Here is a 22,172-nt window from a genome sequence, read left to right as displayed (position 1 = left end):
ACTCCTTATCAACAAACTTTGAAAAATAGTCCCCAGATCGCTTGATTTGATCATAGATATCGCTAGTATATGCCGCGTTGGCGTTTACTTTCAAAGTTAACCAGGAAACGACAATGCGGCATATACATTGTTGTGCGGCGTGTGGCCGGCACTTACATCGGTTTCTTTTTGGGATCCTGTCTCACATCAAACAGAGAAAGGATAACGAGGCGGTTCCCTTTTATCCTGTAGAAAACTCTCGTCTGTTGCGTTAGTTGGAAACTCCGAATATCCTTCTGCTCAAGAATACCCATCTCAGGATAGTTGGCGAGAAGAGTGAATAGGTCGTTTACTTTTACTTCGAATGACTCGGCGACAGATTCGCCCCACTCTTCCTCTATGTAGTCTCGAATTCGCGTATAGCTCTTAACGGCTCTACGGGAGAGAAAGACTTTCATTTCATCGTCTTCTTCACCTCTTCCCAATCAATTAAATTCTCTTCATTCTCTGACTCCTCATAGGCAAGCAATACTTCTTCTCGTTGTTCGTCTGTTAGCTTTTCCCATATCCTTCCTGGCTGATTGACACGTTCTTCCAAGAATGCATGAATTGCTCGCAACAGTCTTTCATCTTCTATCTCTTCAAGAATCCGATGCAGTGTTGATTTTAGCTCAGCTGTACTCATAACTCACAATCATTTAACGCAATTTACTCATTTTCGGCCCATGCCGCACAACATCCAAATATACGCATTGCGTATATAATCCTTTTATGAGAATCAGATGTCAAGCTGCAGCTTGTCGATCGGACTCTTAATCTGTCCAATGTGCTTCGTCGAAACGTGCGTGTAGATCTCCGTTGTCTTCGGTGAAGAGTGGCCCAGCAGCGACTGAATATACCGCAAGTCCGTCCCCTGCTCCAGCAGGTGCGTCGCGAACGAGTGGCGAAGCGTGTGCGGCGAGGCATGCCGCCGGATCCCCGCCTTATACAGCGCCTTGCCCACTATCTGCTGAACACTTTTAGCAGCATACCTCCCTCCCTGTGCGCCTTCAAAAAGGTATTCCGCCGGCTTGTATGCCTTAAAATACTTGCGCAGAAGCTGCAGCGTCGTAGGAGAAAGCAATGTGTTCCGGTCTCGCCTGCCCTTCCCTCCTTTCACAGCAACTATGGCCCTGTCGCTCTGAACATCTGTGAGCTTCAGGTCCAATAGCTCCGACAACCTCAGGCCGCATGAATACATCGTCACCAGTATGGCCTTGTGTTTCAGGTTTTCCGTCGCGACGATCATACGTTTTACCTCGTCCTGGCTCAACACCTCCGGCAATTTAATCTCCGGCCTTGGCCGGTCAATCTCATAAAAACGCTGAGGCATGTTCAACACCTGCTCGTAATAAAACTTGATCGCATTAATAACCTGGTTCTGGTACGAGAACGATTTACCCGACATCACAATCATATGCAAGTAGCGCCTAATCTCCGGATCACCCAGGTCGATCAGCTCACGGTCAGCATAATACTGCCGAAAGCTCCAAAACAGATGAACATAACTCCTGGCGGTATGCAAGCTGTAACGTTTCGTTTCAAGCAAATCAAGATATGCTGCGGGACAACCACCAGGTCCGCATTTGCTTCTCAGCTCGCCCAGATCTGTCGGCTCGGCCCCCTTTCTCACTGGTTTGTTTCTGAAAAAGTATTTCGCATTTACATAGGCGACGCCTCTGAAAGTCCTGAAAATCGAGTTGAGGTTTGTTTCGCTATTTAAGAGGAAGACCATATGGTCCGGGTTCGACCAACGGGGTTTGAGCGTCTTAACCAGTGCATGAATCACTTTGTTGGGATAGAACTGCATGCCTATCGCCTTTTGACCGTCAACAATTATGTGCCTCAGGGTCACTACCGGCAACTCATTTTTCATAAGGAAATCCCGCAATGGTGAAGACGATCAATTTGAATAAACCAAAGTATTTTGAAGCGTGATTACCCGGGTATATCCGGGTAAATCCGGGTGTCTCCGGATGTATCCAATAGTATCCGGTAAAACCGGGTATTTCCGTATCTCTAAAACACAATTACTTCATATGTGCAACCTCACCAGTACATCTGTTTCCACAATGGCATAAGTATCGCCGCATGATAAAACGTTAGCCCCATGACCACGCCCAAAACCTGTCCCCAATGCAACACACCCTTCCGCGGCCGTAGCGACAAAGTGTACTGCTCCGAAGGTTGTCGCTCCATCGCCAAGTATGAAAAACGACGAGCCGAACACCTGCCCATAAAGCCCGTTAACAAAATCCTCTCGAAGAACCGAGATATACTGCGAACGCTTTGGAACAATCAGCCAACGAATGTCTCCCGCGATACCCTTCTGACCCATGGGTATCAATTCGCTTACTACACGACCCAGTATATCACAACGCGCGCCCCATACTACGCGTGCTACGACTTCGGCTTTCAACCGCGCATAGTCAATGGGATCAAAATCGCCCTGGTCGTAAAAATGTTAAAAATCTCTTCCCGCGATCCCTGGACTGACATCGATGTGGAGTACGGTGCGACCAAAGGAGCTTAACTCACAAAGAGGAAGATTTAAAAGAGGAAGATTTAAAAGAGGAAGATTTAAAAGAGGAAGATTTAAAAGAAGAAGATTTAAAAGAAGAAGACTTAATAGACGACACGTCTGAGCGGGCCGTAACTTTTTCCTGCTCCTTTCTGTTATAGCAAAACAATGCCATCTAAATGAAGGAACCCGTACCATCAATCCCCGCCCTCAGCGCAGGTTCATATACTCAACACTACTTTGTTAATAAAAACAGTCTTGCCCTCAAAGATCAGGACGTCAATATCTTCGATCGTCGGCATCTTAAAAGCATAATCCCCGCCCATCGTCTCGACCTCTACTCTATACAACTCCTGACCGCAGGCGAAGGTCTGTACGTGCTCGGCAGCCGCGAGCACTACGTGCATAAAAACATGCTCGTCTTCACGTCTCCCAATATCATCACTTCCTGGGCCGCGTCTGTCGATACCAATGAAGGTTTCGGTTGCATCTTCTCAGACATCTTCTTCACTGCCGACCGCACCAACAAACAGTACCTCGCAGACCTTCCCTTCTTTCAAATGGGCGAAAACCAGGTGCTGTGCTTATCAGATGAGCAAACCGCAGACTTCAAAGAATTGTTCGCCCTCATGCATCGCGAGCAGTCTGCACACAGTTCTTCCGATGTTATCCGCGGATACCTACAGGTACTGGTAGCTAAAGCCTTAACCGTATATAACCTGACGGCTACCCGCGGCGCCGCTTCACTGGCAGGGTCCAGGATCCTCAAGACATTCATCGAGTCCTACATGAACGACTTCAACGTGATTCGCCATGGCGGCGAAATCAAAGTGCGTAAAGTGTCAGAGTACGCCGACCGGTTGGGCATCTCACAAAATCACCTCAACGATACCGTGAAATCCATCACGGGAAAATCAGCAGGACAGCTTATGCGCGAGCAGATTGTAAAGCAGGCAAGCATGTGTCTCCGGCATTCTTCTAAAACTGTCAGCGAGATCGCATACCTACTGGGATTTGAAGATCCCTCGTACTTTGCACGTTACTATAAAAAGCACACCGGAAAAATGCCTTCTGAGCTCCGGGCAAAGACCCAGTAAATTGTACCAGCGATCCGGTATCGCGTCCTATATTCTGCCCTGAGCGGGAGAATACCTTTGATCCATCAAAAGCAAAATTCTTAAGATGGAACAGAGACAATTGGGAAAATCCGGATTCAGAATTCCGGTACTTAGCCTGGGCACGGGTACCTTCGGCGGCACCAACGACTTCTTCAAAAAATGGGGCGACATGGATGTAAAAGAAGCCAGCCGCCTTATCGATATATCCCTTGAGCACGGACTCAATTTCTTCGACACCGCCAACGTATACTCTACTGGCGCGGCCGAGGAAATTCTGGGAGCTGCTTTAAAAGGCCGTCGCGACAAATCAATTATTTCAACAAAGGTGGCTTTCAAAATGGGCGATGGCCCGAACGACAGCGGTGCGTCGCGTTATCATATCATCCGTCAGGCCGAAGAAAGTTTGAAACGACTGGAAACAGATTACATCGATCTCTACTTCATCCATGGCTTCGATCCGCTCACGCCCATAGAGGAGACGTTGACAACACTCGACGCGCTGGTGAAGAGCGGAAAAGTCCGATACATTGGAGTCTCCAACTACGCATCGTGGCAGCTCATGAAATCGCTGTCCGTATCAGAAAAATTACACCTCGAAAAGTTTATCGTCTATCAGGGATACTATTCGATCATCGGCAGAGACTACGAATGGGACCTGATGCCTGCCGTCGAAGACCAGGGCCTGGGACTCATGGTCTGGAGTCCACTGGGATGGGGACGTCTCACAGGAAAAATAAAGAGGAATCAACCTGCGGGCGAAGGACGAATTCAGATGGGCGGCGCCGCCGGCGGACCGGAAGTTGAAGAAGATTATCTGTACGATGTCATCGATGTGCTGGATGAGATTGCTTCCGAGACTAACAAAAGCATAGCTCAAGTTTCCCTCAACTGGCTGTTAACTCGTAAGACAGTGTCGAACGTCGTGATCGGTGCCCGCAATGAGAAGCAGCTGATTGAAAATATCGGAGCCCTGGGTTGGTCACTCACATCGGAACAGCTTGAGAAGATCGATAAGGTGAGCGATCAAAAGCCGTTATATCCGCATTGGGTTGGAAAACGTTAACGAATACACGACGATACCCGAAACAGAATCCGATCAGAACGGATTCTGTTCTTCCTTTATACACACTTGTCGGGTTATCTCATTTTCATGCAAGGCCGCTTCTCCTTGTTTATCCTATGGACGAAGTGTGTAAAACGCTTAACGATATTGAGCCAGAATAATAACGCTAAATGGGTAGCAAAATAAAAAATACTGCGCCTTCTCCCGGCTTACTTTCCGCCCACACAGTTCCGTGGTGACTCTCCACGACCTTCTTCACAATAGACAGTCCTATTCCTGAACCGCGATATTCTTCCTCTGAATGCAGACGCGCGAATACCTTGAAGATACTTTCAGCATACATCTGATCAAAGCCTATCCCATTGTCGGACACGGAAATCAAATGAAACACCTGCTCACGTAAATTTTCCGGAACTGCGAACCGGACATCACTGCCTCTGAGAGTTTCAGCAGCAATCCGAATTTCACAAGGCACATTTACCCTGCAATACTTGAGCGCATTACCAATCAGGTTCTGAAAGAGTTGATGCATCTGCCTCTTATTACCAAAGATTGCCGGCAACTTTCCTATGTTAACCGTGGCCGACTTCCTTTCTATCTCCAGTTCAAGGTCCTCCAGCACTGTGTGGATCGCATCGTTAAGGTCAATGTTCTCCTGGTCCGCCTCACCTTTTGCAGACTGCGAGTATTCCAAAAGGTCTTCGATCAGCTTCTTCATCCTGGCCTGCGTTTTCTCCAGCCGTTCAAAAAGTGCCGACTGTTCAACGTTCAGGCTATGCTTCAACTCTTCCCTTAACCGGCTAACGAAGAACTGCGTTTTGCGAATGGGTTCCTTGAGATCATGTGACGCTGCATAGGCAAACTCTTCCAGGTTGGCATTCGAATACCGCAGATCTTCCAGAGTCTTCTCCAGCTTCATTTCAGCCTCGCGTATAGCCGTAACGTCGGTGAAGTGATGGATCAAATGCGCGTCATCCATTTTGGATACGGTCAACTCCAGCCAGCGCCTGCTGAAGTCGAGAAAGTATCGCATAATGAATGGCTCACCTGTCAGCAATGTTCTGATGCAAGCCTGTCCGTACGGCGACGCGATGATATTCGGATCAAAATGTGTGGCCGGCTTTGTGAGGTACTCCTCCCTGGGAATACCAATATACTTTACGGCTGAGTCGTTCGCGAGTATGGTGTGTGCATCGACAACGTGTCCCTGCTCATCAAAAAGCAGTTTGGATACAGAGATTCCGTTAGTGGAGTTCTCAAGAATACTCTTCAACAGATTCTCCTTTTCTTCAATCTGCTGATTGCGGCCCATGACCAGGTCCTTTAGTTCACCTTCAACGGACTTTTGCCCCGATATATCTGTGCTCGTGCCGTGCCAGCTAACGATCATATCATTTTCAATCACAGGAATGCCCCTGGCCAGCACCCATCGATAGCTCCCGTTTTTATTTCGATAGCGGGCCTCAATCTCATAGAACGTCCTGCGCTTAAGAGCTTCGTTCCAGGCCTCTGTGCATCGGTCGATATCTTCCGGATGCAACGCCTTAGTCCAGCCAGATCCCATCGATTCTTCGCGGGTAAGGCCGGTGGTTTCATACCAGAGCTCATTAAAGAAATCAAGGTTGCCTTTTTCATCGGAGGTCCAGACAATCACGGGTAGGGAGTTAGCTAGTTGCTTCCATTTCCGGTCGCCCCGTTCGATGAGCTTCTTCGCATTGACTTTCTCTGTCACATCATGTCCCACAGCAATGACCCCGGCAATTTGCCCGGCTTCGTAAAACGGCTGATAGATGAAATCAAAATAATAGACCTCGACGGCATCGCCACGTTCAAAGGTCATCGGATATTCGTACGCGGTAAAAGCGTTACCGGTAGTGCGCACGTTATCAAGCAGGTGACGGAAACCCTGTGACTCAAGCTCGGGAAAAACATCGAATAGCCTTTTGCCATAGATGGCACTGTCCGTTTTCCATATCTTCAACAGCCCTTCGTTTGCAAACTCGACGATATAGTTCCCGCCCCGAACAAAGCCTATGACGACTGGTGCCTGAGCAAAGAATTGGTACGCGTTTTCAATACCAGGAGTATTACCTCCTTTTCCGTTATCGTTCTGTGCGGACATTTGGACCTCTTTCTTTAAAACGTGAATTGCAGATTACCAGGTTCACCGTTTCACTGTTGATCAGATCCAACACGCTGGCAGGTTCAGCTTACTTGCATACCAATATAGCCATTGGACATTGCTCACCAATGAATGAGTGACATTGAGCGATTCCATTCGTTACAAAGCGTTTGCCACAGATGGATGGTTCCTGTCTAAGGCATATAACGCGGCCATGGATTAAAAAAGTCGAAACATAGTTGTGTAAAAATGTCCACGGTACTAGTTCTAGTTGCTTAAAGCACCGCGCCTGATTCTACCCGCTAGTACCTCGTCTCCGATCCCAATGCGTGCTTCCGGTTTTTCACCCACACCATCCCGGAGGTAATTGCTACAACTTTCATTGCTATCGTTTCACAACAATCAGCTTCCACGACCCACGGTCGTGACCTTCATTCAGCCGCAAGGCTGACAGCTAATTCATAATTCTTAATTCTTAATTCTTAATTCTCATCGGCCTGATGCAAACATAAAGTATTCCCAAATCGCCCTTTCGAGTTAGTTGCAGTTCGTTATAGTTGGTTGCAGTTGTGCCAATCGCAGAGGCCATTGCTTAGGCTTTCCGGCCTCTTGGTGGCCTATAGGTGGCCTGTAGGCGGCCTGTAGCCGGCCATTCCAAGGCGCTCCATACAGAGATCCGGCTTCAGGTACTATAGATCCTGAACAAGTTTTTGACCACCTCGATGACGTGACTGAACAAAAACACACCGCCGTATTTTCCTAAATTAGCTAATCGATCGGGCGCAAGAAAAGTCTATTTCATTTTACGAATTTAGCTACCATGAATAGCAAAGGCGATCTTATCTTCAAAACAATGCCCTTTGCCAAAGAGGACCGGCTGCTCAGCTGGTATTATTTGTTGTCAACACTGATCCTGGCGGCAATTGCATTCTCACTCACCTCGATCCTCAACAATACCTTCTTAAAGCTCGTCTCCGGAATTATCGCCGGCCTCATAACGGCAAGGCTGGTGGTCATCTATCACGATTTTCATCACGGCGCTATACTCAAAGGCTCCAAAATAGCCCATCTGATCATGACCACTGTCGGACTGGTGACGTTAACACCGTCCAGCATATGGGACGAATCACATGAACACCACCATCACACAAACTCAAAATTCGCCACGTTCGTGCTGGGAAGCTTTCCAACAATATCCACATCAATGTATCGAAGACTCACATCGAAGGAGCAATTCAGATACAAACTGCTTCGTCACCCCCTCATGATTGTTTTCGGATACATCCCAATCTACCTCGTATCATTTTGTCTGTGGCCTTTCTTCGAAAACCCGAAACGTTACTGGGACTGCGGCGTCGCCGCGTTAATTCACATCGCCCTGGCCTCTGCACTTTGGTATTATGGAGGACTGCCGGCCCTTACGTTCTCATTGCTCATCCCATCGTTCGTAGCCTTTTCGCTTGGCGGATACATATTCTACGCACAGCATAACTTTCCCGAAGTTGTTTTGTCAAGCGATGACTCCTGGAACTATTTTGATGCTGCATTAAAATCATCGAGCTACATAAAGATGAGTCGCATGATGAGATGGTTCACGGCGAATATCGGATACCATCACATTCATCACGTCAACCCGAGGATACCATTCTACAATCTGCCGCAAGCCATGCGCTCAGTGATCGAGTTTCAGCACCCGCGATGCACTTCGCTCCACCCAAATGAAATCTGGAGATGCCTTCAACTCAAGTTGTGGGACGAGGATAAAGAACGAATGATTTCAATGCGCGAGTTCCGGTCGGGCGTCTACCGTTAACTTGAATACAAAAGAACAGCCTGCCGCAATCTCTATTTATCGCAGACAGGCTGTACATACTTAAAGCTAAAGCAGGATTTAATCGTTATCGCCGCTGGAATTACCTATTCTAAAGCCAACACCGGCAGCAAACATCCATCCTCTGTTCCTCACCTCGATCATGTTGTCGTTGTCATTAAGATCCTGGAAGCTCCAGCCGTAACGACCATCGATGGTGAAGAATATCCCGTTACCACGCGTCTGAATATCAACACCAGCTCCCACCAGCGCACCGACATCAGATTGCTTCACATCAGCATCTGTCCACGAAATTGCACTTCCCGTTTGAGTGTCTTTTGCCGTCGCCTTGAAATCCGTCTTGAATGCAAAGTCAGGTCCTAACAATATGTGTGGAAAGACCACCTCATTTGCAAGAGGAAGCCGGATCTTTGCCAGCACAGGAATATCAAAGTAACTTATCCTAACATCACTTCTGACATTACTTGACGTGAAGCTTGCTCCCCTTTCCGTTAACAGGAACTCCGGCTGCAATGAAAACACCCTTCCAAATTGAAAATTCGTAAACAGGCCGTAGAAACCGGATGTGCGCGAATCAAAGTTTTCTGAGTTCGTTCCTTTAAAGGTCGTTATTGCGACACCGCCCTTAGGCCCAATCGCAAAACCAAACTGCGCGTTTGCATCTATCCGCGTTAGCAACAGGAAACTTCCCAGTACACCCGCGACAAGCAACTTATTGATTGTAGTCTTTTTCATAGTTGTAGTTATTTATGTTAAAAACGTCTATCGCCCCGTCAATTCTTTGTGCGATACCTTCACCATTCAAAAGCGATACCACTGCCAAACACCTCATTCTACTGCCGGCATATACGCTGATTCCTTCCATTGCGGATCGCCTTGCATTGCACATTGCACAATTGTGGACTGAGTGTGTAGATCTTTACGTGTGATGGATAATCCACACTATTAGGGCAGGCGTTATAATCTCCCCTCCAATTGCGGAATCAAGCATGGCTTTGCGTTTTGACTACAACGATCATCATATTGGATACAGCTTCTTTATTTCTTGTCAGCACCTTTGTATCAACAAAAGATCAAAAGATGAAAGTATTTGTAACCGGCGCGTCGGGCTTCATTGGTTCGGCCGTCGTAAAAGAATTAATTGATGCAGGGCATCAGGTGATGGGCCTGGCCCGATCAGATGAAAAAGCGAAATCGATAACTGCTGCGGGCGGCAGGGTGTTGATGGGAACCCTGGAAGACCTGAACGTATTAAAACAAGGTACTTCGGAAGCAGATGGTGTCATTCACACGGCCTTCATTCACGACTTCAACCAGTACGCAAAAGCGAACGAAGCGGATAAAGCAGCCATCAACGCAATGGCCGAAACACTTGCAGGGACCAGTAAACCACTCGTTGTAACCGCAGGAATTCTTGGACTGCCTCCTATAAACGGCATCATCACCGAGGACAGCGTTGCGCAAAATTCGCCGCGCAGCTCCGAAGCAACGGCCGGGGCATGGGCTGCCAAAGGCGTAAATGCCTCTGTGGTTCGGTTGCCACCCTCTGTCCACGACAAAGGCGACAAGGGCTTCGTTCCGTTTATTATTCAACAGGCGCGCAAGCATGGGGTATCTGCCTACGTTTCAGACGGCAGCAACCGCTGGCCCGCAGTTCATCGCCTGGACGCCGCAAAGCTCTTCCGCCTGGCGCTCGAGAAGTCATCAACGGGCGCGTTGTACAATGCCATAGGTGATGCGGGCATCGAGGTAAAGAAAATAGCAGAGCTAATTGGCGATCAGCTGAATCTTCCCGTTGCGTCGGTGTCGGGAGAAGACGCGATCAAACACTTCGAATGGATGAGTCGCTTCATAGGGTTCGATAGCCCCGCATCCGGCTCAAAAACAGAGGAACGTTTGGGTTGGAAGCCAACACACACAGGACTGTTAGAAGACCTGCGAAAGAACTATTTTTAAGTACTGGCAAGGTACCTGTTTATGTCAACCGCAGAACCCGTACGAATAAAAACGATCAGCGAGTACCATGTACTGCGTGGCCTGCCACCACCAGAGCATCCGCTCATAAGCGTAGTCGACTATTCCAAAATGAAGGGCTCACCTGTCGACGAATCTGAAGGTTTATTGTTCGACTTCTACGTGATCTCCGTAAAGCGCGGCATGGAAGGCAAGATGCGATACGGTCAGCAGTCATACGATTTTGATGAAGGTGTCATGGCATTCATGGCGCCTCATCAACTATTGAAGCTTGAAAAGAACCAGAGTGCAGATGCCAAACGCACGGGCTGGATGTTGCTGATCCATCCCGACTTCCTCTGGAAGACGTCGCTTGCAAAAAACATCAGGCAATACGAGTACTTCGACTATTCCGTAAACGAAGCATTGTTCCTCTCCGAAAAGGAAGAACAAACGATGAATGAAATCGTTGAAAAGATCCAGCACGAATATCGATCGAACATCGACAAGTTCAGTGAGCAGATCATCATCTCTCAGATTGAAGTACTGCTGAACTATGCCGAGCGCTTTTATCACCGGCAGTTCATTACACGAAGAAAATCCAATCATCAGATCCTCGATAGGCTGGAAAAACTCCTGTCTGATTATTTCAACAATGAAGACCTGATCAGCAAAGGTCTGCCTTCGGTTCAATACATTTCCGACAATCTGAACGTCTCGCCTGTGTATTTGCGCAGTCTGCTAAAAGCGCTCACGGGACAAAACACTCAGCAACACATCCACGAAAAGCTCATCCAGAAAGCCAAAGAGAAATTATCAACGACGGACCTCACCGTAAGCGAAATTGCGTATGAATTAGGTTTTGAACATTCGCAGTCATTCAGCAAGTTGTTCAAAACAAAGACAAACCAGTCGCCGCTGGAGTTTAGGCAGTCGTTTAATTGATGCCGTTCATCCGCTGGCGGGCACGAGCGACCTGGACGGATTGGTGTTCAACTACTTTCTTATCTTCCCGCTGATTTCAGTAGAAAGCTGTTCGAAATCCATCGGCAGCGACGCGCTGGCAATTGACACGGTGCCCTTCCTGTCGATCAAAACATATCGCGGAATGATACCCGTCTTTCCGCCAATGAAATTCCAAAGTGAAACTTTCATCTCAGCATCGGGCAGGTAATGGGATCCGTGCAGATCATTGGCGTAGATGATCTTCATCCATCTGTCCTTTCGCTCAACACCGTCGAGCGATATGTACAAAGACGAAACATTGTTCTCCTCCAGAAATGTGTTGAGCTTATCCTTATAAGCGAATTGCTCGACACACGGCCCACACCACGACGCCCACAAGTCAACAAATATCCATTTGCCTTTGAATGGTTTCAGCAGTTCATTAACTGTCCTGTAATGGTCCTCAAGGATTACAATTTTCTCATTATTATTAACCGCGGCCGTCGACAAATACTTACTTAAGTCTGCAATCTTTGGTCGCAGGATCTCCAGGTATCGTGAGCCTTTGTATTCGCGGTTGCACATATCAACACATGATTTTAATACTGACGAGTAGTAATATTGAGAGTTCAGGAAGATGAACATGAAGTGCATCCGGTAAGCCTTCATAACATTGACCTCAGCGAAGACAAGCGAGTCCAGCATTGCAGGGTGTGGGAACATTTCAGAAAGTATCATTCCGTCGGTCGACTTCCTGCTTTTGATTGCTACACTGTCCTCCAGATCGGCAGTGTACTTGAGATTCAAAACATACTCGTTGTATGTTGCCGACGTCGGCGCGGGAACCACATACTGAGACGCATTTCGCAGAAATAAAGAAACAAAACCCTTCCATTCCTGAAGATGATTCTTATCGACAGGCCGTAATAAATCACGATCATACTCAAGACGAAGTCGCATGTACGCATTCAGGAACGTACTATAGTAGAACGCCTTTGCATCGTTTCGAAGGTATGCCTTTACCTCGTCACCTGTTTCATGATTTTTACTTGCTACCTTATTTTCAGCTGTATTCTCTTCTATCGGCAGTTGCCCGATTGCATCTTCATCACTCCGGAGTAATGAATCAAGATATTCTCTCGCCCGTTCGAATGTCTGTATGCTGTCAAGTTTAAAAGTGAGATCGCATCCCCGCACTGTGAACGACCGGGAAACAGTTCTCTCTAATGAATTCAGATATTTGTTCACATACGCAAGGTCGCCCTCGATATGAACCGTGGCCTGTTTTCGAACAGTGTTTACGACAGCGTCAAAATACTTGCTATTTGACGTGTCCTCTTTGGGTATGATGATCCTGCTCTGATCAATCACCACAGCGACGTCCGAACCCTCACGCAGGACGAACTCATAGGGAACTCGCTGGTAGAATATACGAACCGTTGTCAGCTGGTGAATGGGATAATGAATCTCAAACTTTCCATCGGACGACAAAGTTACCTTTTCAAAATATCCATAGCGAAGGCTCAGTTGCTCGAACGACAACTGATAGCTGACAGTAGATTTACCATCATAATTGAGGATACGTCCGCGAATAGTCGCCGCCTCAGAACTATATAAAGAGAGAACACCTGCAACAACCAAAATTCCCTGCAGCAAAGACCATTGCCAGTTTCGCATCGACGATTCTCTTCTTGTAAAGAATCCTTTCTCAGGCATAAGCAGTTATGGCTAACGACATCTCAATATAACGTAAGTACAACGCACCTGCAATAAAAGGATTATGCACCAACCCTGGTCCTTCAATGCTCAAGCCAGCAGCTCAGCCATCTTTTCCTGCGCACCCTCCGCATGCATCCACTCAATCATCCCTGCAGATGTTGCTGCCTCCGCCGCTCCCCTTTCGCGCATGTTCTTCTCATAGAACGCTATGGCTTCCTTCAGATCATTGAAACTTCCATAGGTCAGCACAGTGCTCAGTTCCACAGCGTCGAGCATGGCAAGATTCACACCTTCACCCGAAGGGGCCATGATATGAGCTGCATCGCCAAGCAACGTAATGTTCGATTGCGCTTCCCACGTTTGATCCAATGGTATGCAATACTGCGGACGGATCAATAGTGCACCGTCATAATTCTCAAAAAGCTCAAACCAGATCTTATCCCAGTCAGCAAACTCGGTCCTGAATAACTCTGCGACCTGAGACTTATCAGTGAAATCAATCCCACTCTCAACAGACCAGTTCTCATTTCTCTTGCTGCTCACATAAAAGTCAATACTTCCATCACCTTTGGCCGACACATGTAAATACTTTTCATCACTGTGAGCATATAGCTTTCCGCCCTTCAACAATTCATGCATGGCCGGCGCCACTTTCGCTGCATTGTCCACGTTCCCCTGAAGAATGTAAATGCCTGCATAAACAGCTTTTGTCGAAGTTACGCATGGACGGATTTTTGAATTACCTCCATCAGCCCCAATGATAATGTCCGCTACGGTCGTTGTACCATTCTTAAATTCTAATTTCCATTGCTTGCCCTTCTTCGACATGCTGATGAAATGACTGTCCCAGACTACTGTATCTGGATGAAGCGAATTCAACAACAGGTCACGCAAGTCGCTGCGATCAATTTCTGGTCTGGCTTCGGGAGAATTGAAGTCAGTTGCAGGAGTTGTCTTGTCATGATCATCGAAAATGATGTTTCCGGACTTATCAACCAATCGTCCCTTTTCGGCGCCTGGCCTGTACGTTGCCTTAAATGCATCCATTAGTCCGGCCGCATCGATTGTCCTTAATCCGGAATCAAAATGCAGGTCAAGTGTGGCGCCCTGTACGCGCACCTTCCTGTTCATATCTCTTTCATAAACCTTAACGTCTGCGCCTTTGAGTTGCAAAAGCCTGGCAAGTGTCAGGCCCCCGGGGCCACCTCCTATGATGGCGATCTTTTTGTCGCTGATGAGCATATCAAATGATGTTAAATATCTTTCACTGATGCAAAACTATAGCTACTTTCATAGGCAAAATAGCCATGAATGCTTTTAAAATAGTCGCGAATGAAAATATCCATCACTGACAAAGGAGAGGGAATTGCGCAGCAATTTGCCCGGGCGATCGGAGCAAAAGTGGATGGGCGTTTCATCCGTATTCCCGATAGCAAAGGCGGTGGCTATATGTCGGGATTCAACTGGGGAAAGGAACTGAGGATGATGATCAGGAACTATCATCTCAAGGAAGAAGTCGTTATCGATCGTAAGAATGAACTGGCAGAAGGGCAGGACGATGTTGTGTTCAGACTCAATGGAATCTTCCCGACTTCAGTTCATCGCAAAGGACAGTTTTCAACCGAACAACCGAACGTGCTCATTTGCAAGCATGCGGTCTCTTCTGTTATGGAGATGCCTTCGAATACACTCTTCGGAAGCGTTACCATTGCAGCATCAAGGCAATATCTTCGATCCCTCTTCGAAGAGCTGAAGCATCCCATTGCCGAAACAATACTTAAGGGAAAAGACAACTTCATATTCGAGACCAGTCTGTCGTCGGAGATGCTTCGCGTGGGCAGCGAAATACTGGATCAACCCATTCCCGAAAATCTTGAGCGCTACTATTACAATCTGAAATGCCAGGAACTGTTGTGTCACATTTTTTCTCTGTTGATACAAAGGGATCCTGTTCCTGCAAGCTCGATGCACCTGGATGACATCAAAGCGATCTACGCGATCAAGATTCATCTGCAGTCCCACTTAAACGAACCGCCCAACATTGCCTCTCTGGCAACTGAGGCCGGCATGAGTGAACCGAAGCTGCGAAAGCTTTTCAAGCAGACATTTGGTAAAGGAGTTTTTGAATATTATCAGTCGGCGCGTGTGCAGGAAGCAGCAAGACTATTCAAAGAAAAGAAACTGACTGTTTCTGAAGTGGGATATCAATTGGGATTCACCAACCTCAGTCATTTCTCAAGGGAATTTGAAAAGTACATTGGCATGAAGCCGAAGAAGTACTCGTTGAGTAAAGAAGTAGCGGGTGGAGCCTGATCTACTCCGTGGGCTCGGTGGCTTCCAGGCAGGTAATTCTCGCTGCCTTACCGCCCATGCAACCAGTCGCGACATCTGGTCTTAATTCATATCCGATAACGACCTGCCTTCCCTCAGTAAATTGAAAGTTGTACAGGGGATCTTCGGTTACTTCCTTTGGAAGGGGCGGTGTACCACAATACAATACATCAAATACGGGGATAAGCAACGTACCATCGCTCAGTTCAAATGCATAACCGCATCCATCGACACTCGTGAGGTCTCGTGCCGTTGCCGGTGTTCCACAGTCTTTGGTAACGGAATCGTCGTTGCAGCCAAACAACACTACAACGAGCATAAGGAGCGAAGCGCAGGTTTTCATAACGGAATGATTTGACCATTAGACCCCTGTTCCGTTGGAAAGGTTGGAAGCGCTTGAATTCTACTCGTCAATTGGAGTAATAAGCTGCATAAAAATTGACGTGCCTCATGGCTCTACAATAACCTCCGGCGGCTTCGTCCACTTGCTCATCATATCCGTAGTGAGAATATTAAACCGCGGATTGGTGCCGCCCAGCTCTCCGCTATGTTTACTGAAAACAACTGTTGCAATCTGATGATGACGGATAACATACGAGCACAGGATACAGGGCTCCATGTTTGTATACAACGTGGCACCTTTGCAGTGCCCGTTCGTTGCAACGGCATTCAGGATGGCAACCACCTCAGCATGTCGGGTTACATCATTTTGCTGCCGGCTTTTCTCAGAGCCTTCACCGATGATCTCGTCATTCAACACCACAACGCTTCCTACAGGACTTTCACCTTCTTCCCTCGCTATTTGGGCCAGCTCGAGACAGCGACTGAGATAGGCCGCGTGACTCGTCATGAATATTGCGTTTTCATATTGGTATCAAATTAAACGATTAATCCCTATCTTTAATAACGATCACTTTCCGATAGCTTCATTAGATTCCCTAAACCGGCCTCTCTATGTTAAAGAATTACATCGTCGTTGCCTTCCGCAGCGCATGGCGCCACCGTGGCAAATGTGATTGCGCTTATCAATAGAGAATTCATCATTATTCTTGGTATTGCGGCACTGATCGGATCTTTCGGCGGCTACTATCTCCTCAATGCGCTGCTTGGCGTTTTCAATATGCAGCACACCTCCGTCGGCCTGTTTACCGTTGCAACGTGCGGGCTGGTCATTTTCTGCATTGGCACAGCTACTACGGGTTTCACTATTTTAAGAGCAGCAAAGACCAATCCCGTGGAGACACTGAAAAGCGAATAAAACGCTTAACCTGCTTATGTTATTGCCCCAATAAGGGTAACTCATTGCAGTAATTACCGCTGCTTTCCTGATCGCGTGTTTACTCCTCAAAAAGCTTTAAAAGTAACCGGGACTTGGCTATATTGGTAATTCGAAGGTTGCTTCAATTAGCTTCATCTGAAGTTCAAAAGTGAAGAGTGAGCCACACTGGAGGCGCCGCGGTACGAGACACAATAAACGACCCGTGATGAAAGTTGTAAAAAGCCTATTCCTGTTCACCGTTGCGGCAGCTGTGACGTCTTGCTTCAATGCTCCCGAATATTCTACCACACCCAGGATCAGCTTTATTGGCGTATGCTTTAAAAGCGGAGGTACAACTGATCCTGACGTGCTGACGCTCAGAATTTCGTTTCGCGACGGGGACGGCGACCTTGGGCTCGCAGACCAGATCGAAGAGCCATACAACGACATATTCTACGGCATTGCGAGTAGCGGTGAGGTTGTGGAAGCGGGAAAAGAAACCGTAATTAATGGCCTGCAGCAGTTCATTAAAGTACCTCCGGGCACAACGGGAAAGCTGGTGACCACGCGAACACTCCTCGATCCGGCGTATTCGGATGATCTTCCTCCCTATGTCGATGCTGTAACATCCTGCTACGACTATAAAATCCAAAAGGTATACATCCAGGAAAAAGACAAGGCGATCATCGACGCTTCCTATCCCGATATCGATACGGTCACCACCGGCAGCCTTCCTTCGGTCTACTACATCGTACAGGACCAGGTCTATTACAAACGCAATCCCAATCACCGGAACATTGACGTCGAGTTTTGGGAGAACGATGGAACCGGAACCTTCACGCTCTTCGACTGGGAAAAAGAATATTGTGAAGCCTCATTCAATCAACGGTTCCCGGAATTATCTGATAAGTCCGGTCTGCTTGAAGGCGACCTGAAATACGATATGAGTTCCGTGGGTATACGCCAAACATTCGGGTCCAAAACTCTTCGCCTAAAAGTACGCATCCGCGACCGCGCCCTGAATGTGAGCAACGAAGTGGTATCTCAGGATTTCACCCTCGACTCCATCAGCAAGAATTGCGAGTAATTACAATTGCAACTCTTTAAGCATTCCTTCAACTCTTCTGTCAAAGACTACTTTTACATTTTACATTTAGAGTTTAACATTTTGCGGTTGCATTCGTTTAACCGAACCTACGAAGCACCAACCTACCATACGACGCCCTAACCTTTAATCAGGGTCAACAGCCCTATACGCCTCCAGCGCGGCCATCGCTCCTTCTTTCCCTGGCTTCTTTGTACTGTGTTCCAGCCCCATGAATCCCCGGTATCCTTTGTTGTGCAGGTATTGTAATGCATTAACAAAATTGATCTCGCCGCTTGTTGGTTCTGTACGACCTGGATTGTCAGCGAGCTGATAATAGGCAATTTCATCGTAGGCATAGTCGAGTGTCTTCAGCAGGTTGCCTTCTTCAATCTGCACATGATAGAAATCGAATAACACTTTAATGCTGGGGCTGCCCACTGCCTTCGCCAGCGCATAGGCCTGCGGGATGGTATGCAGAAACATTCCCGGATGATCGATCTTGTGATTCATCGACTCCATCACCATAACGATGTTATTTGGCTCATAGATCTCAGCTATCCGCTTAAGCAATTCAATGGCGTTGGCCATCTGAAAATCATATGGAAGTTTGGGATCGCCCATACCCAGTACGTTGTGTACAAACTTTGTATTCATCCGTTTCGCGATCTCCACTGATTGCCTGATGTCTTTGAGAACCGCCTCACGCGCTGATGCATCCTTGCCTGCAAAGGTGACATGTTCGAACGTCATCGTGCCAACAAACTGACCGAACTCCATCCCCAACTGCTGAACAGCTTTACTGATGGATTCCTGTTCACTGACCGGGCGAAATTTCAAGCCTGTATTCTCCCATGCGCGAAAACCCTGATCGTATCCCCACTTTATCTGATCAACAATATTATCTCCCGACGCTGCCTTGAATATTCCAAAGTCCGGAGAGAACTTCATGTTGAATGCCTTACCAGCTTCCGTTTTGCCAACCAACGGAGAGCCTAACAGTGTTAGTCCACTTGCCAGGGACTGTCCTAAGAATTCGCGCCTTTCCATCTTATTGATTTACGGTGTGTCTGAGAATTCGCTGATCTGTTTCCGGGTCCTGATCCTGGCCCTGAAGAAAGGCCATGAGATCAGCAAGCTCCTTCTTAGTTAAAAGCTTGTCCAGACCCTGAGGCATCATGGATACATCCGATAACACGGTACTTTTGATGTCGCTCTTTGGAATCCGGATGGAGCTTTGCAGCGATGTTGCCAGGATAACTTCATCAGGCGTTTTGCTTTTAACAATGCCGGTATGCTCACCGTTGGCGGTCTGCACTTTGTACGTCTCATACTCTCTCACGAACGATGCGCCTGGGTACACGATGGCTTCCAGCAAATCGTGCGTGGAGCGATCGCGTTGTATGGACGTTAGATCAGGTCCGAACTGACCACCCTCCGATCCAATCTTATGACAGGTAAAGCAAGTTGCCTTACCGAAGAACAGAGCTCGGCCATTGTCAAGAACGCCATCGCCAAGACTGGCCTCGATCTCCTTCAAATATTTGATACGTTCGGCGTGAACGGCATTTAGTTTCTCGATCAGCTTGTCAACGTCGGGCTTTACGTCTGGCGGATAATGCTCAAATACCTTTCGCAGCCGTTCCTCCGAATATCCATCAAGCGTTGAGGAATTTGAAAGTGTCGTCGCCAATGCTTTTCCAACTTCTGCCGAGCGCCCTCCCTGAAACGCAGATACAAGCCGGGGAAGAATAAATGGGTCTGCCTGTGGAAGATATTTGTCGGACATAATCTTTAATTCGTTATCCGTCAGCTCCGACTTCTCAAGAATGGCCGCGGCCTGTTGCGTATTGGCCACTTCGCCTTTTTGCGTAAGTTGATTAAGCAGATAGTCAAAGTGCGCTTCACTCAATTTCCTGTTACCGGCACTAAAGGCCTCTATTGCCTGCATTCGAAGCGGCGCGGGGTTTTGCTTATCATCTGCAACGGAGGCAAGACTCTTTTCAGCCGACTTAATACTGCGCAATTGAACCAGCTCTATAACTTTGGATTTTACCTCGGCGTTTGTCCCGGACTCCAGCATCGAAGTAAGCCGCGATGTCCATACCGCGGGAAACTCCTTCATATTCATTCGCATCATGGCGCTAATTAAAAAGAGTTGCCGGTCGCGCGATGCAGTGCCCACCTTGTCGGCGATGAACTTCTGCATCTTTGGCTCGGCTCCAAACGAGATCAGCATATCTGACAGCAGTTTCTCATTCGATGCAAGCGATTCGTTGCCCTTCAACTCCTTTTCGAGAAATGTAACCATCTCCCCACTCCACTCAGGATGATGAGAAGCCGCCCACAGTGCAGTTTGCTGAAGCTTCTTATTCCGGTGTGTAAGAAAGGGAGTCAGCTCCTTAGCTGTTAGCGGAGACGATGGCATCTGATCGAGCGTAATGATGACAACTTCACGCACCCTTGCAGAAGTATCAGAAAGCCGTGAGCGAACGCCGTGCACGTCATTGATAGTCGTCAGCGCGTGAATGATGGCATGCCTGATGAAACGATCATCGGTTTCTGATGAAGCATCGATCAGCGCGGTCACCGCCTGTTTGTCTCCAATCTGTCCAAGAGCAGTTGCTGCCTGTCTCCGAAGCGGATCGTGTCCGTTCGCTACAGCCACTAACAGACTGGCGAGGGCCTGCTTATCTTTCGACATTCCAACAGACCGCGCAGCGGCAACGGCCACCTGATCATCCCCATCCTTCAAAGCGGTCCGGACACCTTCCATAGCAAGAGGCGTTCCGATTCTATTGAGCGTGAACACGGCCTTCGTTCTTGCATCTGCACTTTCTGAAGCCGATAACAATTGCTTCAGCGCAATGACAGATCCATCGCCACCGTCAACAAGAAATTGCTGCGCCCGATCGGCAAGAAATGGATTAGAATCTTCCAGGTACTTCACAAGCGCGTCCGGCCCAAGCGTTGTCCATTTGATCGTATTGCCATAGGGATCGTCGGCTCTTTTCGCGTCCTTCTTCCGTACGCGGTATATCGCGCCCTTGAGTTGTGGCTTCGACACCTGAGACAACGGACAACCTTTGATAAACCAGCCTCCGGTTTCAACAACGAGCAGGCTTCCATCGGCGTCCTCCAGCACATCCGTTGGATGAAAGTCTTCGTTATTATTGTTCCAGAAGAAGATCTCGTCTTCGGTGCGGAACGATGCGCCTTGTCTGATCAGTTTGTGCCTGAGCACGCGATGAGTGTTGAACTGCGCGCTGAACAGATTGTCTTTGAAGTCGTCGCCTAAACCCTTCTGACGATAACGACCAATCCCCGAAGGTGCAACGCGGGAATACTTGGAAACCACAGGCATGAGTTCACCTGTCAGGGGAAGTCTGTCACGTTTAATATTATTGTTTGGCTTGGGATAAACACCTCCTTCAATCCAGTAAACTAATGCGTCGCGCTCGCCTGCCTGCGGTTCAGTGAAATACGTTTCCGTACCGATCGGCTCTGCAGCTTCCGTATAAGCAAGCTCAACAGGATTGTTCATTCCTCCGGCAGATATCCACTCCAGACCTGTTCCGTCCGGTCTTACGCGCCACGTTCGTGCCGTCTCGCCCTTCAGATGTTGGCCTTCTTTGGTAGTAACGTCGAATCCCTCAATGGCATTGGTCATGTAAAACCACCCGTCCGGAGACAACGATGGCCCTACCAGGCTGTTTGCATTTACATTCAGCACCCACCCCGATAAGATAACCTCACGTTGATCTGCAACGCCGTCGCTATTGGAATCCGTAAATTTGATGAGGTCAGGCGCTGAAGAAGCGTAGAGAGAGCCTTTATAAAAAACGCCACCCTGAGGAAAACCCACCTTGTCCGCAAAGATGGTGCTCTTGTCATACTTTCCATCTGCATCGGTGTCTTCGAGAAGATTGATTCTGAATTGTGGATTGCCGATGGCGTCTTCTGTTTTGTTGTACTTATCGCCGGTTGATTCAAAAACGAAAAGCCTTCCGTATTCATCAAGGGTACTGAACATAGGAAAGTCGACCAGGGTTGAGTCGGCTGCGATTTCAATGACATAACCGTCGGGAACTTGTGGACCCGTCTTGTTATCAGCAGTTGTTGATGGAGGATCTTTCGCTACACACGCCGCCAGCATGCATAACAGCGAGAATTGGGCTACTCGGGTCATTGAAGGAGAGGTTTTGGTGT

General features: G+C 47.9%; 20 protein-coding genes. 9 read left to right on the top strand and 11 right to left on the bottom strand.

Annotation, left to right across the window (positions count from 1 at the left end; all coding sequences use genetic code 11):
- Positions 1 to 152: 152 nt before the first annotated feature.
- From WBG78_RS29470 to WBG78_RS29460, 3 genes are all read right to left on the bottom strand, one after another.
- Complete coding sequence (locus WBG78_RS29470) at positions 153 to 437, bottom strand: type II toxin-antitoxin system RelE/ParE family toxin (protein WP_337330131.1); 285 nt, start codon at positions 435 to 437, stop codon at positions 153 to 155.
- On the bottom strand, positions 434 to 664 hold the full coding sequence (locus WBG78_RS29465; RefSeq protein WP_337330130.1) for a hypothetical protein: 231 nt from the start codon (positions 662 to 664) through the stop codon (positions 434 to 436). The genes WBG78_RS29470 and WBG78_RS29465 overlap by 4 nt, the downstream gene beginning before the upstream one ends.
- Before the next feature lie 93 nt (positions 665 to 757).
- Positions 758 to 1,894: a tyrosine-type recombinase/integrase gene (locus WBG78_RS29460; protein WP_337330129.1), complete on the bottom strand. Its 1,137-nt coding sequence runs from the start codon at positions 1,892 to 1,894 to the stop codon at positions 758 to 760.
- Positions 1,895 to 2,128: 234 nt separating this feature from the next.
- On the opposite strand from WBG78_RS29460, the gene WBG78_RS29455 reads away from it, so the two are divergent.
- The 3 genes from WBG78_RS29455 to WBG78_RS29445 all read left to right on the top strand — a co-directional run bounded on the left by WBG78_RS29455 (position 2,129) and on the right by WBG78_RS29445 (position 4,720).
- On the top strand, positions 2,129 to 2,551 hold the full coding sequence (locus tag WBG78_RS29455; protein WP_337330128.1) for a hypothetical protein: 423 nt from the start codon (positions 2,129 to 2,131) through the stop codon (positions 2,549 to 2,551).
- A 167-nt stretch (positions 2,552 to 2,718) separates the two neighbouring features.
- The gene (locus tag WBG78_RS29450) at positions 2,719 to 3,636 is read left to right on the top strand and encodes an AraC family transcriptional regulator (RefSeq protein WP_337330127.1); all 918 of its coding nucleotides are present in this window, start codon (positions 2,719 to 2,721) and stop codon (positions 3,634 to 3,636) included.
- An 85-nt stretch (positions 3,637 to 3,721) separates the two neighbouring features.
- Positions 3,722 to 4,720, top strand: coding sequence for an aldo/keto reductase (locus WBG78_RS29445; protein WP_337330126.1), 999 nt, complete (start codon positions 3,722 to 3,724; stop codon positions 4,718 to 4,720).
- Positions 4,721 to 4,886: 166 nt separating this feature from the next.
- Here WBG78_RS29445 and WBG78_RS29440 read toward each other — a convergent pair whose 3' ends face one another.
- Positions 4,887 to 6,842 (bottom strand): PAS domain-containing sensor histidine kinase, encoded by a 1,956-nt coding sequence (locus WBG78_RS29440; protein ID WP_337330125.1) that lies wholly within the window; start codon positions 6,840 to 6,842, stop codon positions 4,887 to 4,889.
- Positions 6,843 to 7,662: 820 nt separating this feature from the next.
- Here WBG78_RS29440 and WBG78_RS29435 point away from each other — a divergent pair.
- A complete protein-coding gene (locus WBG78_RS29435) occupies positions 7,663 to 8,655 on the top strand; it encodes a fatty acid desaturase family protein (protein WP_337330124.1) in 993 nt (330 codons plus the stop codon).
- Positions 8,656 to 8,733: 78 nt separating this feature from the next.
- On the opposite strand, the gene WBG78_RS29430 is transcribed toward WBG78_RS29435, so the two are convergent.
- Positions 8,734 to 9,408, bottom strand: a complete 675-nt coding sequence (locus WBG78_RS29430) for a porin family protein (protein WP_337330123.1) — start codon at positions 9,406 to 9,408, stop codon at positions 8,734 to 8,736.
- Positions 9,409 to 9,753: 345 nt separating this feature from the next.
- Here WBG78_RS29430 and WBG78_RS29425 point away from each other — a divergent pair, with 345 nt between their 5' ends.
- Entirely contained in the window at positions 9,754 to 10,629 is an 876-nt protein-coding gene (locus WBG78_RS29425; protein ID WP_337330122.1) for an SDR family oxidoreductase, read from the top strand.
- Between the two features lie 21 nt (positions 10,630 to 10,650).
- Positions 10,651 to 11,571, top strand: a complete 921-nt coding sequence (locus WBG78_RS29420) for a helix-turn-helix domain-containing protein (protein ID WP_337330121.1) — start codon at positions 10,651 to 10,653, stop codon at positions 11,569 to 11,571.
- Positions 11,572 to 11,622: 51 nt separating this feature from the next.
- Here the strand turns inward: WBG78_RS29420 and WBG78_RS29415 are convergent, their stop codons facing one another.
- Together WBG78_RS29415 and WBG78_RS29410 are read right to left on the bottom strand one after the other, a co-directional pair.
- On the bottom strand, positions 11,623 to 13,287 hold the full coding sequence (locus WBG78_RS29415; protein WP_337330120.1) for a TlpA family protein disulfide reductase: 1,665 nt from the start codon (positions 13,285 to 13,287) through the stop codon (positions 11,623 to 11,625).
- A 90-nt stretch (positions 13,288 to 13,377) separates the two neighbouring features.
- Positions 13,378 to 14,532, bottom strand: coding sequence for an FAD-dependent oxidoreductase (locus WBG78_RS29410; RefSeq protein WP_337330119.1), 1,155 nt, complete (start codon positions 14,530 to 14,532; stop codon positions 13,378 to 13,380).
- Between the two features lie 90 nt (positions 14,533 to 14,622).
- Between WBG78_RS29410 and WBG78_RS29405 the strand changes: the two genes are divergently transcribed.
- A complete protein-coding gene (locus WBG78_RS29405) occupies positions 14,623 to 15,603 on the top strand; it encodes a helix-turn-helix domain-containing protein (protein ID WP_337330118.1) in 981 nt (326 codons plus the stop codon).
- Between the two features lies 1 nt (position 15,604).
- Here the strand turns inward: WBG78_RS29405 and WBG78_RS29400 are convergent, their stop codons facing one another.
- Positions 15,605 to 15,964: a hypothetical protein gene (locus WBG78_RS29400; RefSeq protein ID WP_337330117.1), complete on the bottom strand. Its 360-nt coding sequence runs from the start codon at positions 15,962 to 15,964 to the stop codon at positions 15,605 to 15,607.
- Between the two features lie 105 nt (positions 15,965 to 16,069).
- Positions 16,070 to 16,471 (bottom strand): nucleoside deaminase, encoded by a 402-nt coding sequence (locus WBG78_RS29395; RefSeq protein ID WP_337330116.1) that lies wholly within the window; start codon positions 16,469 to 16,471, stop codon positions 16,070 to 16,072.
- A 126-nt stretch (positions 16,472 to 16,597) separates the two neighbouring features.
- Between WBG78_RS29395 and WBG78_RS29390 the strand changes: the two genes are divergently transcribed.
- A complete protein-coding gene (locus tag WBG78_RS29390; RefSeq protein ID WP_337330115.1) occupies positions 16,598 to 16,879 on the top strand; it encodes a hypothetical protein in 282 nt (93 codons plus the stop codon).
- A gap of 226 nt (positions 16,880 to 17,105) precedes the next feature.
- A complete protein-coding gene (locus WBG78_RS29385) occupies positions 17,106 to 17,966 on the top strand; it encodes a hypothetical protein (protein ID WP_337330114.1) in 861 nt (286 codons plus the stop codon).
- A gap of 144 nt (positions 17,967 to 18,110) precedes the next feature.
- On the opposite strand, the gene WBG78_RS29380 is transcribed toward WBG78_RS29385, so the two are convergent.
- Entirely contained in the window at positions 18,111 to 19,013 is a 903-nt protein-coding gene (locus WBG78_RS29380) for a TIM barrel protein (RefSeq protein ID WP_337330113.1), read from the bottom strand.
- Between the two features lies 1 nt (position 19,014).
- Complete coding sequence (locus tag WBG78_RS29375; RefSeq protein WP_337330112.1) at positions 19,015 to 22,152, bottom strand: PVC-type heme-binding CxxCH protein; 3,138 nt, start codon at positions 22,150 to 22,152, stop codon at positions 19,015 to 19,017.
- Between the last annotated feature and the right edge of the window lie 20 nt (positions 22,153 to 22,172).

Origin of the sequence: Chryseolinea sp. T2 (assembly GCF_037203685.1) — a bacterium.
GTDB lineage: Bacteria > Bacteroidota > Bacteroidia > Cytophagales > Cyclobacteriaceae > Chryseolinea.
This window is presented reverse-complemented; position numbering and strand designations above follow the sequence as displayed.

Excerpts from the sequence above, each read along its gene's own strand:
- WBG78_RS29470 (WP_337330131.1), bottom strand. The coding sequence starts at position 437 with ATGAAAGTCTTTCTCTCCCGTAGAGCCGTTAAGAGCTATACGCGAATT.
- WBG78_RS29465 (WP_337330130.1), bottom strand. The coding sequence starts at position 664 with ATGAGTACAGCTGAGCTAAAATCAACACTGCATCGGATTCTTGAAGAG.
- WBG78_RS29460 (WP_337330129.1), bottom strand. The coding sequence starts at position 1,894 with ATGAAAAATGAGTTGCCGGTAGTGACCCTGAGGCACATAATTGTTGAC.
- WBG78_RS29455 (WP_337330128.1), top strand. The coding sequence starts at position 2,129 with ATGACCACGCCCAAAACCTGTCCCCAATGCAACACACCCTTCCGCGGC.
- WBG78_RS29450 (WP_337330127.1), top strand. The coding sequence starts at position 2,719 with ATGAAGGAACCCGTACCATCAATCCCCGCCCTCAGCGCAGGTTCATAT.
- WBG78_RS29445 (WP_337330126.1), top strand. The coding sequence starts at position 3,722 with ATGGAACAGAGACAATTGGGAAAATCCGGATTCAGAATTCCGGTACTT.
- WBG78_RS29440 (WP_337330125.1), bottom strand. The coding sequence starts at position 6,842 with ATGTCCGCACAGAACGATAACGGAAAAGGAGGTAATACTCCTGGTATT.
- WBG78_RS29435 (WP_337330124.1), top strand. The coding sequence starts at position 7,663 with ATGAATAGCAAAGGCGATCTTATCTTCAAAACAATGCCCTTTGCCAAA.
- WBG78_RS29430 (WP_337330123.1), bottom strand. The coding sequence starts at position 9,408 with ATGAAAAAGACTACAATCAATAAGTTGCTTGTCGCGGGTGTACTGGGA.
- WBG78_RS29425 (WP_337330122.1), top strand. The coding sequence starts at position 9,754 with ATGAAAGTATTTGTAACCGGCGCGTCGGGCTTCATTGGTTCGGCCGTC.
- WBG78_RS29420 (WP_337330121.1), top strand. The coding sequence starts at position 10,651 with ATGTCAACCGCAGAACCCGTACGAATAAAAACGATCAGCGAGTACCAT.
- WBG78_RS29415 (WP_337330120.1), bottom strand. The coding sequence starts at position 13,287 with ATGCCTGAGAAAGGATTCTTTACAAGAAGAGAATCGTCGATGCGAAAC.
- WBG78_RS29410 (WP_337330119.1), bottom strand. The coding sequence starts at position 14,532 with ATGCTCATCAGCGACAAAAAGATCGCCATCATAGGAGGTGGCCCCGGG.
- WBG78_RS29405 (WP_337330118.1), top strand. The coding sequence starts at position 14,623 with ATGAAAATATCCATCACTGACAAAGGAGAGGGAATTGCGCAGCAATTT.
- WBG78_RS29400 (WP_337330117.1), bottom strand. The coding sequence starts at position 15,964 with ATGAAAACCTGCGCTTCGCTCCTTATGCTCGTTGTAGTGTTGTTTGGC.
- WBG78_RS29395 (WP_337330116.1), bottom strand. The coding sequence starts at position 16,471 with ATGACGAGTCACGCGGCCTATCTCAGTCGCTGTCTCGAGCTGGCCCAA.
- WBG78_RS29385 (WP_337330114.1), top strand. The coding sequence starts at position 17,106 with ATGAAAGTTGTAAAAAGCCTATTCCTGTTCACCGTTGCGGCAGCTGTG.
- WBG78_RS29380 (WP_337330113.1), bottom strand. The coding sequence starts at position 19,013 with ATGGAAAGGCGCGAATTCTTAGGACAGTCCCTGGCAAGTGGACTAACA.
- WBG78_RS29375 (WP_337330112.1), bottom strand. The coding sequence starts at position 22,152 with ATGACCCGAGTAGCCCAATTCTCGCTGTTATGCATGCTGGCGGCGTGT.